The organism is Pseudoduganella danionis, from assembly GCF_009720775.1.
GTDB classification, from domain to species: Bacteria; Pseudomonadota; Gammaproteobacteria; order Burkholderiales; family Burkholderiaceae_D; genus Rugamonas; species Rugamonas danionis.
Genome location: NZ_WNKW01000011.1, coordinates 67,742 through 78,191, shown reverse-complemented (window position 1 = coordinate 78,191; position 10,450 = coordinate 67,742). Strand labels below are relative to the sequence as shown.

General features: G+C 61.2%; 8 protein-coding genes. 1 reads left to right on the top strand and 7 read right to left on the bottom strand.

Translation table 11 applies throughout. The features are described from left to right. Window positions 1-151 precede the first annotated feature (151 nt). The gene (locus GM655_RS21785; protein ID WP_155436771.1) at window positions 152-1,120 is read right to left on the bottom strand and encodes a site-specific integrase; all 969 of its coding nucleotides are present in this window, start codon (window positions 1,118-1,120) and stop codon (window positions 152-154) included. A gap of 191 nt (window positions 1,121-1,311) precedes the next feature. Between GM655_RS21785 and GM655_RS21780 the strand changes: the two genes are divergently transcribed. Next, window positions 1,312-2,337, top strand: coding sequence for a DNA-binding protein (locus GM655_RS21780; RefSeq protein ID WP_155436770.1), 1,026 nt, complete (start codon window positions 1,312-1,314; stop codon window positions 2,335-2,337). Between the two features lie 28 nt (window positions 2,338-2,365). Here GM655_RS21780 and GM655_RS21775 read toward each other — a convergent pair whose 3' ends face one another. The 6 genes from GM655_RS21775 to GM655_RS21750 all read right to left on the bottom strand — a co-directional run bounded on the left by GM655_RS21775 (window position 2,366) and on the right by GM655_RS21750 (window position 10,450). Continuing rightward, the gene (locus tag GM655_RS21775) at window positions 2,366-5,503 is read right to left on the bottom strand and encodes an efflux RND transporter permease subunit (RefSeq protein WP_155436769.1); all 3,138 of its coding nucleotides are present in this window, start codon (window positions 5,501-5,503) and stop codon (window positions 2,366-2,368) included. Then, window positions 5,500-7,083 (bottom strand): efflux RND transporter periplasmic adaptor subunit, encoded by a 1,584-nt coding sequence (locus GM655_RS21770; RefSeq protein WP_155436768.1) that lies wholly within the window; start codon window positions 7,081-7,083, stop codon window positions 5,500-5,502. Before GM655_RS21770 ends, GM655_RS21775 begins: the two co-directional genes overlap by 4 nt. Then, window positions 7,080-8,405 carry a TolC family protein gene (locus tag GM655_RS21765; protein ID WP_155436767.1) on the bottom strand — a complete coding sequence of 442 codons (1,326 nt, stop codon included), beginning with the start codon at window positions 8,403-8,405 and terminating at the stop codon, window positions 7,080-7,082. The genes GM655_RS21770 and GM655_RS21765 overlap by 4 nt, the downstream gene beginning before the upstream one ends. A gap of 74 nt (window positions 8,406-8,479) precedes the next feature. After that, window positions 8,480-8,878 (bottom strand): hypothetical protein, encoded by a 399-nt coding sequence (locus GM655_RS21760; RefSeq protein ID WP_154378653.1) that lies wholly within the window; start codon window positions 8,876-8,878, stop codon window positions 8,480-8,482. Between the two features lie 79 nt (window positions 8,879-8,957). Then, the gene (locus tag GM655_RS21755; protein ID WP_155436766.1) at window positions 8,958-9,335 is read right to left on the bottom strand and encodes a hypothetical protein; all 378 of its coding nucleotides are present in this window, start codon (window positions 9,333-9,335) and stop codon (window positions 8,958-8,960) included. A gap of 38 nt (window positions 9,336-9,373) precedes the next feature. Next, window positions 9,374-10,450, bottom strand: coding sequence for a cation efflux transmembrane domain-containing protein (locus GM655_RS21750; RefSeq protein ID WP_229632689.1), 1,077 nt, complete (start codon window positions 10,448-10,450; stop codon window positions 9,374-9,376).

Here is a 10,450-nt window from a genome sequence, read left to right as displayed (position 1 = left end):
AGTACCAGCGTACGGCCCACAGAATGATGTCACGCTGAAAATGCCGGCCTTTGAATGGGTTCATGTGCAGCTCCATCAGCAAAAGGGGATGATAAGTTTATCACCACCGACTATTTGCAACAGTGCCGAATTTACCATCGCGCACTCACTATTATTGTTCATCATTGTCAATCTGCCGTGGCGGCGCCGGCCGGTAGCGCGCAAAGCGGTCACTGCTGTCAATGTAACGCATCGCGCTTTGAATGCTTTTCCAGCCGACGTACTCCATCATGGATTTAGTATCCCAGCCGTCGGCTGCGGCCCAGTTCGCAAAACCGCGACGCAGGGAGTGTCCGCTGTATCCGTCGGCGTCGTCAATGCCGGCTTTACTAAAAATCGAGCGAAGCAAAGGTATCAGGCTGTTGGAATGCAGGCCATCATCCCCGACATGCCCCCAGCGGTCAATGCTGCGAAATGCGGGGCCGATCTCGATGTGCGCCAGCGAGACCCAGTCCAGATAGGCAGACACCGGGCATAGACGTGCCAGTGCCGGCGCGTGGAACGTGACACCCTTGTGCTGGCGGTCCCCCTTCGTGCGCGGAAAGAAGCAGCTCATGCCTTCGCCGGCGGCGACTTGAACATGCTCGGCCTGCAGGCTGGTCAATTCATCGCCGCGAAAGCCGCGCCAGAAGCCCAGTAACACGAGCGCACGATCGCGCGTGTGGCGCAAGTGCTCGCCGCGCTGGCCAGCTTCGCGCGCCGTGGTGATGGCATCGGCAAGCCAGCGGTCGACTTGATCGAGCTGCTCGATCTGGAGCGGCCTGGCCTGTTTTTCCTGCGCTGGGTGCTCTGCACGGATACCGCGCAGCACCTTGCGCACCAGCGGCGCCTTAGTAGGGTCTGGAAAGCCCTGCTCGATATGCCACTGCGCCAGCGCCGCCAGGCGCTGCGTCAGGGTGCTGGTGGCCAGCGAGCCGGCATAGCTGGCAAGGTACTTGGCGATCGACTCGCTACTGGCCGGCAAAAAGCCACCCCATTCCACTTCGAAGTGGCGCACGGCGGCCTCATAGCTGCGCCGGGTGTTTTTCCGGGTGGCGGCATCGAGGTAAAACTCGACGTCAGGGGCCTGATTTATCGTCATGGGCTTGTCTGGGCGAATTGCCCATTTCGTACTGGATTGGGCCGATTTTACGCCCAAATTCGGCATCATGCGGGATAAGATTAGCTTATCTAATCTGAATTTTCTTGATTATACGCAGACAAAAGTGCGATAAAATAGTACGTAAATATGTGGTACATACCGTAGTATCCTATTTCGTTCACGGAGGCAGCATGGCCCGCTCAGGCTTATACAAATCGGAAGTCCAGAAGGCCCGCGATTCACTGCTGGCCAGGGGCCAGCGCCCATCCATTGACGCGGTACGTATCGAATTGGGTAACACCGGATCAAAGACCACCATCCACAAATATTTGCGCGAGCTGGAAGAGGAAGATGGCACTGTGGATGACAAACGTACCTCGCTTAGCGAGGCATTGACTGATTTGGTTGAACGGCTTGCTGCGCGGATTCAGGAGGAAGCGGACGAACGGTACGCTGCGCGGACCAACGTCATTGAAGCCAAGGTGGTGGAACAACAGGCGGCTATGCAGTCCATCGAAGCGGAGAACGCCCGCTTGCGCGCGCAGATTGCCGCTATCGAAACGGCAAACCGACAATACGAAGCTGCGGTGGCGGGCGCACAGGAAGCGTTGTCGCGGGAGACTACGGCCCGCCAACTGGCAGAACAAGAAGCCAATAGCCTGTCCCAGAGACTGGCGGAAAACGAAGCCCATCGCCGGTCGCTGGAGGAAAAACACCAGCATGCGCGCGACGCGTTGGAGCACTATCGCCTCGCGGCAAAAGAGCAACGGGAGGCCGAATCGCGCCGGCACGAACTACAGGTTCAGCAACTGCAGGCGGAGCTGCGTCAGGCCAACCAGACGCTGGTCGGGAAGAATGACGAAATCACGATGTTAAACCGCGATGGCGCCCGGTTTATGGCGGAGCTCACTCACACACGCCAGGCGCTGCGCACTGCCGAAGAGTATGCAAAGCGGCAGCTCGATGAGCTCGAACGTCTACATGCAGTCCAAACTGCCTATGAACAACTGATCACCCAGATGGCCGAGCGTGAGGCACGCGTTGCCGAGCTCCAGGATCAGCTTGCAACCAGCCTCGGCGAGCAGGACAAGCAGACGTCGCAGGTACGTACTCTTGAGCTTGCACTTGCCCAAGCGCGAACCCAGGTCGAGATGCAGGAAAAAATGAATGCCCAGTTGCAGGAACTTTTGGCAACCGGGCATAGGCCTACTAGCTAAGACCACGCGCGCTACGATGCGCTCTGGCCTATCCCGGGCCCGCTTTATGCTGCCGCCGGCGCAGCACAAGGTATGCGGCCGGCACCACGAGCATGGACAATAATGGCGCCGTGATCATTCCTCCGACCATCGGCGCCGCAATTCGCTGCATGACTTCGGAGCCTGTCCCGCTACCGAGCATGATTGGCACCAGCCCCGCCAGAATGACGGCAACGGTCATCGCCTTGGGGCGCACGCGCAGTACGGCACCTTCGCGGATCGCGTCCAGCAGGTCGTCAACGCTGGTTTTGCCAGCCTGTATGCGGGCATCCCAAGCCTGCTTCAAGTACAGCAGCATGATCACGCCGAACTCGGCCGACACACCGGCCAAGGCGATAAACCCCACGCCCGATGCGACAGAAAGATTGTGCCCCAGCAGCCAAAGCAGCCACACGCCGCCTGCCAACGCAAAAGGCAGCGTGGCCATGATCAAAGCGGCCTCATCAAAGCGCTTGAAGATCAGGTACAGCAGCACGACGATGATCGACAAGGTTGCCGGCACCACGATCTTCAGCTTGGCGGCGGCCCGTTCAAGGTACTCGAACTGCCCAGACCAGGAAACGGAGTAGCCGGGCGGAAGCCGGACTTCCTGAGCGACCACCTGCTGCATCTCATGTACCGCCGAGCTGAGGTCGCGTCCGCGAATATCGACGTACACCCAGCCAGACAGGCGTGCGTTCTCGCTCTTTAACATCGGCGGGCCGTCCTCGATGCGAATAGCAGCGACGTCTCCGAGGCGGATCTGCGCCCCACGCTCCGTCAGCACCGGCAGCTCGCGCAGTTTTTCGACCGAGTCGCGCACCTCGCGCGGGTAGCGGACGTTGATCGGGAAGCGCTGTAAGCCTTCGACGGTTTCTCCGATATTGTCGCCGCCGATTGCCGACGACACGATGCTCTGCACATCGGCGACATTCATCCCGTATCGGCCTGCAGCGTCGCGGTCGATCCGCACATCGATGTAGCGGCCACCATTCAGACGCTCGGCCAGCGCGGAGGACACACCGGGCACCTTTTTGACGGCCCGCTCGATTTCTCCGGTGATCCGGTCGATTTCCTTCAGATCGACGCCTGCCACCTTCACGCCCACCGGGCTCTTAATGCCGGTCGCCAGCATATCGATCCGATTGCGAATGGGCGGTACCCAGATGTTCGACAGCCCCAGCACCTTCACGGTGCGGTCCAGTTCTTCGACCAGCTTATCCGGCGTCATGCCCGGGCGCCACTGGTCGCGCGGCTTGAACTGGATCGTGGTCTCGAACATCTCCAGCGGCGCCGGATCGGTGGCAGTTTCGGCTCGACCAGCCTTGCCGAACACACTTTGTACCTCCGGCACCGTTTTTATTAGACGGTCGGTTTGCTGCAGCAACTCGGCAGCCTTGCCAATCCCAATGCCGGGCAAGGCCGAAGGCATATACAGCAGGTCGCCCTCATCAAGCGGTGGGATGAATTCGCCTCCCAGGCGTGCCAGCGGCCAGATGGTCGCCATAGCGACGATACCGGCCGCCACCAACGTCGTCTTCGGATATTTCAGCACGCGCTCCAGCAACGGTCGGTACAACCGGATCAGTGCGCGATTGAGCGGATTGCTTTGCTCGTCCGGGATACGGCCACGAATCAGGTAGCCCATCAACACGGGGATCAGGGTAACGGCCAGGCCTGCCGCGGCGGCCATCGCATAGGTCTTGGTGAAGGCCAATGGCGCAAACAGCTTGCCTTCCTGCGCCTCCAGCGTAAAGACCGGCACGAACGAGAGCACGATGATCAGGAGTGAGAAGAACAGCGCCGGGCCGACTTCGGCGGCGGCGTCGCCTACCACGCGCCACTGCTCGTCGCCAGCCAGCGCCTGGCCGGGGTGGCCGTGCTTCCACGCCTCAATGTGCTTGTGCGCGTTCTCGATCATCACGACGGCGGCATCGACCATCGCCCCGATGGCAATCGCAATACCGCCCAGCGACATGATGTTGGCATTCACCCCTTGGTAGTACATCACCAGGTAGGCTGCCAGTACACCGAGCGGCAACGACACGATGGCCACTAAGGCCGAACGCAGGTGGAACAGGAAAATGGCGCAGACCACGGCCACAACGACAAATTCCTCGATCAGCTTGTGTTCGAGATTGGTCACGGCCCGCTTGATCAGGTTCGAGCGATCATAAGTCGGCACGATCTCCACGCCTGGCGGCAGGCTGGCTTTGAGCTTGTCGAGCTTGGCTTTGACAGCCTCGATGGTCGAAAGCGCGTTTTTCCCTGACCGCATAACGATCACGCCGCCGGCCACTTCGCCTTCACCGTTCAGTTCTGCCACGCCGCGCCGCGTTTCCGGGCCGACCTGTACACGGGCGACGTCGCCCAGCCTGACCGGCACGCCGCTATCTGTCGTGCGCAGCGGAATCTTGCGGAAGTCGTCAAGCGAGCTCAAGTAGCCCGATGCGCGTACGATGTATTCCGCTTCGCCCAGTTCCAGCACCGATCCGCCCGTTTCCTGGTTGGCCTTTTGTACCGCCTCGATCACCCGGGCATGGGGGATGTTATAGGCGCGCAGCTTATCGGGGTCGAGCTGGATCTGGTATTGCCGCACCATGCCGCCGATGCTGGCCACCTCCGACACGTTGGGCACCGCTTTGAGTTCGTACTTGAGAAACCAGTCTTGCAGTGCACGCAGTTGTGACAGGTCGAGCTTGCCGCTCCGATCGACCAGGACATACTCATAGATCCACCCCACGCCGGTGGCGTCAGGGCCAAGTGCTGGCCGCGCCTGTGCTGGCAAACGGGACTGCACCTGGTTGAGGTACTCCAGCACGCGCGAGCGCGCCCAATAAGGATCGGTGCCGTCGTCAAACAGCACGTAGACGAAGGAGTCGCCAAAGAATGAATAGCCGCGCACAGTTTTGGCGCCGGGCACCGAGAGCATGGTTGTCGTCAGCGGATAAGTGACTTGATTTTCCACGATCTGCGGCGCCTGGCCTGGGTAGGTTGTGCGAATGATGACCTGTGTGTCTGACAGGTCCGGGATCGCGTCCAGCGGCGTCTTCGACAGCGCCCAGATGCCCCAGGCGGCCAGACCCGCCGTGGCCAGCAGCACGAAAAACCGGTTCACGATGGACCAGCGTATGAGCTTGGCGATCATCGCTTGCCTCCCATAGACGCTTTGTCCATCGCCGGCGGCATCGCGCCAGGCTTCATCGCGGCCGGTGCGCTATCGGTAACAGGCGTTACGGCCGTCAGCTGGTAGCCATCCTGCACCTTGCGCATCTCGAAGGCTACCGTGTCGCCGACTGCAACATTGCGTGGCAATCCGTCAGGCGGCGGCTTAAATGCCATCGTCATGGGCCCCCAATGCAGCGAAGGAATCGGTCCGTGGGATAACGTAACGCCCTCCGGGCCGATTTTTTCGACCCGGCCGGTTCCGCTGTGGCTTGTCTCCGCCGGCGGCCTATCGGTTTGCGGCGCAGAAGCTGACGCATCGACCATCCGGGCAATCGTTCCTTTCAGACTGGCCTCCGAATCGACTAGGAATTGTCCCGAGACGACCACTTTCTGCCCGGCCTGCAAACCCTGACGAATCTCAATTTGGTTCCCTGCCTGTGCGCCGATTTCGACGTTCACCGGGGTGAACTTGCCGTCGCCGGCGGCCACAAAGACCACATTGCGGGTGCCGGTCTGGATCACAGCTTCGCTGGGTACCAGCAAGCTGCGTTGGCCGGTGGCAGGCGTCAGGCTGATGTTGGCGAACATGCCCGGCGCCAGCCGCTCCCTTGGATTGGCCAGTTCGATACGGGCCTTCAAGGTGCGGGTGGCGGCATTAATTTCCGGCAGGAGCGATTCCACCTTGCCCTGGAACGTTTGCCCCGGCCACGCGGGCGTGCGCGCCGTCACGGCAGCGCCAGGGCGTACCTGCCCGGTGGCTGCCTCGGGAATCTCGGCAATGATCCATACGGTCGATAAGCCGTTGATGCGGTACAGCGGTGCGCCAGCGGCGACGGTCAAGCCTTCGCGTGCTGCCAGCTCATCGACGACACCCGATACCGGAGCGTTGATGGTGATCCTGGGATGGACTTTGCCGGTACTGGTGACCAGACGGATCTGCTCCTCGTTCATGCCAGCCAGTCGCATTCGTTGGAGCGCGGCATCAGCGAGATCCTGCCCGCCTTGCATGCGACGGGCAGCAAAATATTCCTCTTGTACCGCCACCCAGTCAGGCACGTACAGCTCTGCCAACGGCTGGCCTTTGCGTACCCGGTCAAGCGGTGCTCGCACGTAGAGGCGCTCCACATAGCCGCTGGCGCGGGCCTGCACCAGGGCGACGTCACGCTCGTTGTAGGCGACACTACCGACTACTTCCACCGTGCTGGACAGCGTACCTTCCACCACGTCGGCGGTGCGAATACCCAGGTTTTGCTGGACGCGGGGACTGATGAGTACCTTACCGTTGTCCCCAGATTCGTCGGCAAACATGGGGACGAGCTGCATATCCATGAATGGCGATTTGCCCGGCTTGTCAAATTTCGGCCCCGGTACCATCGGGTCGTGCCAATAGAGAACCTTCTTGCCGGTGGCAGGATCGATTTGGCCGCCGGGGCCGCCCGTGGCTGGCTGGGAGGCACCATGTGTTTCTTGTCGTGCGCCGGCCCAGTAGCCGCCCGCTCCGGCGACGGCGATGACGAGAGCGACGATCGCAGTGCGCGTGATGTTTTTTTTCTGGTTCATTTGATACCTTCAATACTTGCTGTCGGCGCTGGGCCATGCGTAGTCGGAAAGAGGAAATTGAGTTGCGCCCAGAGCCTCGCGGTGTCGGCTTCAAGCTGAAGCGCTGACAGGCGCACGTCCAGTTCGTTGCGCCGTGCCGCGAGCACTTCGCCCAGCGCCGATTTGCCACCTCGATAGGCAGCCAAGGCGGCCTCGCTACGCTCCTGAGCTAAGGGCACCAGCTCGCGGGCGTACCGTGCAAGGCGATCACGGTTGGTTTGCCATTCGTTTAGCATGGTGCGCGTCTCGGCGACATGTGAGCGCAGCATCTCGTCGCGCCCGGCCCGGACCTGCTCTGCGGTGGCAAGCTTGGCAGCCAACTCGCGGTCCTGCCGGTTCTTCTGATCCCATTGCAGTGGCACGGAAATGCCGACCGACACCATGTTGGAATAGGCGCCACCGCGCTGCTGGTACGCCACCTCGATACTCCAGTCCGACTTCTTATTGGCTTCGGCCAGCTTGACGTCGAGCGCCGCGATGTCTTCCTGCCGGCGGAGGGCTGCAATTTCAGGATGGTGGTTGAGTTGCGTCTCCAGCGCGACCGGATCGAGGCGCACCGTGTCGATGGCCGGCTCCCCGGCCAATGGCCGGTTACCGGCTTCGCCAACCCAGCGGGTCAGCGTGATCTCGGTGCCGCGCACGCGGCGAACGGCATCATCGTGGCGGTCGTCTAATTGCACGATAACACCTTTGGCGGCAAGTACATCGGCCTGGCTGCCGCGCCCACCTCGGTAGGCCGCCTCAGCTGCCTGCAATTCGCGCTCTGCCTGATCGCGCTGAGCACTGACTACCTCGGCCATCGCCAAGGCGTAATAACGGTCTAGCCAGGCGATGGCGGTATCTCGCTCGATAGCTGCAATGACCACGTCTTTCTCGGCCAGCGCCTTATCGGTTTCGCGAGCATAGCGTTCGCTGCGAAGAAGGCGTTTATCTGAGCGCGTCAGCTCTTGCGAGAAGCCGATACGCCGCATGGTCATGAAGTCGGCGGCAACGCTGCCGCGATCGCGGCCCGTCACTGGCAGGTTGTCGATACCGGCCTTCAACACCGGGTCTGGAAGTTGGCCGGCGACCACCGCCATATCGCGCGATGCGCTCACGGCGGCGTCTTCAGCGACGATCTGGCGTGACCGCTCAAGCGCCATGCGCTGCGCCTCGGCTAACGATAACGGATCGTCGGCAAGTGCCGCCCACGAGGATGTAACGAGCCCGATGGCGACGGCAAGGCGGACCACGGAATATGAATTTGCACGCCCTTTACGGCGTGCGGAAATAAGATGCGACATGAGGCCTCCACAAGCGTTGAACCACATCGCGGACGCAAACGCGCACGCGACGGCAAATCAAGCGAATGAAGGTGTCAAATACGGAAGCAGCAGTGCCGTATTGACACAGGCGGCGCTATGGCATGGGCCAGGGAGGTGTCTGTCAACGCCGCAATGTCGGTCGGCATCGACACGTCCAGCAGAATAACTGTCTGAACCAGGGTGATCGGATGGAATGGTGGGATCTGCGGCAAGTCCGGCTTGTCGAGCGATTGATGCCCGGTGTGGCCATAGGCGTGGCACAAGCTCGGCTGCGCTTTATCCATACCCGTACAGTTCGCCATTGGAGGCATGCCGGCATCTGCCGTCATCGTCGCGCGCTCGGGCATACTCATGCCTGGGCAAACATAGGACGCCACAGCCAGCTGCGTGAACAGCAAGCTGAACACGGCTATGATGGCGGCAACGAAGCGCGATGTACGGGAAAATTTCATGGTTGGGCCGATTATATCTGCTTTTACACAGCCGTGATCAGTGCCCTCGGTAGCCAATGCACCGTTCGTGGCATCGGCATTACAGCGGTGGGCCGGTGCGTAGTACTTTCGAAATGCGGGACAAGCCGCCGGCCGAACAGTCGGCCGGCCAAAGCTCAACAACGTCTCCTTCCTTGAGAGAGAAATTCGCCGGTACGGCGGCCACCGCGGTGCGTGTCAGGCGCACGTGCTGGTAGCGAACCAACACAAATCGATGCTTGGCGTACTGGTCTGGGGACAGCGCCGCCACGCACGCCGCGCGCTGGGCAGGCGCAATGTCAGTGCCGTACGTGGTGCTGATCACGCCGCGCCGGGCGCCATGCTGCCAGTCGACGACACCAAAGGTTGGGTCCGAAGCGCAGCCGGCGAGTCCCAGCAATGCGATCACCGTTACCGCAAAACTGCCTAGCCAATTCATCCGGATTCTCCTTTTCCGTCTCTGTGACCGACAGCCTGTTATTGAAGACGCAGAATGCGGCGCGCGCCGCCCAGCACGATCACACCAATGATGAGGCCAATAATCAGGTCCGGGTAGCGTGAACCGGTCCACGTCACGAGCGCACCGGCGATGATCACGCCCAGGTTGGCAATGACGTCGTTGGCCGAGAAAATGTAGCTGGCCTTCATGTGCGCGCCGTGGTCGCGTTTTTTGGCGATCAGGATGAGGCATGCGATATTGGCCACCAGCGCGACGGCGCCGATGCCCATCATCGTCACCGACTCTGGTTCACTGCCCGATACGCCGCGGCGGATCACCTCGGCAATCGCGCCAATGGCCAGCACCAGCTGCAGCCATCCAGCCAGGTGCGCGGCACGGCGCTTGTGGGCCAGCGAGCGCCCGACCGCGAACAGTGCCAGGACATACACCGCTGCGTCGGCGAACATGTCCAGCGAATCGGATATCAAGCCGGTCGACTGGGATAGCCAGCCCCAGATCATCTCCACCAGGAACATGGTTCCGTTGATGGACAGCAGCCAGCGCAGCGTGCGGGCCTCGCCGGCGTCATCGCCAGATTGCATTGCCGGCACGGTGTCGGCCCGTTCCGTGCTGGTCAGCTCAGCGCCCAGCCCAAGAGGCGTGAGACGCTCCAGCAGCGCTTCGGCGTCGCCCGTGTGGGTCACGCGCAGCTGGCGGCCGGCCAGATCAAACTGCAATGCGCTAATGTTTGGGGTATCGGCCAGCGCCATGCGGATGAGATTTTCTTCCGAGGGACAGTCCATCTTCGGAATCGCGATCGTGCTGAGGACAACACCGTGTTCGCCGGCCTCAATTTTCCGGCTTTCGCGCAGCTGGGCGCCGAAGTTCAATGGTGCCAACGCATCGACAAGCGACTCGGCCGCGCCGACATGCTCGATGGTGACAGTGCGTGCGCCAAGGTCGAACTTGAGAGTGCTGATACCGCTGATCGGTGCCAAGGCCAGGCGAATCAGGTTCTCCTCGGATGGGCAGTCCATTTTCGGTACCGACAGGATGCTGCGATGGCGGTCAGCCGTGGACGCTTCAACCGCTTCTAGGGAGATATTCGTATTCAT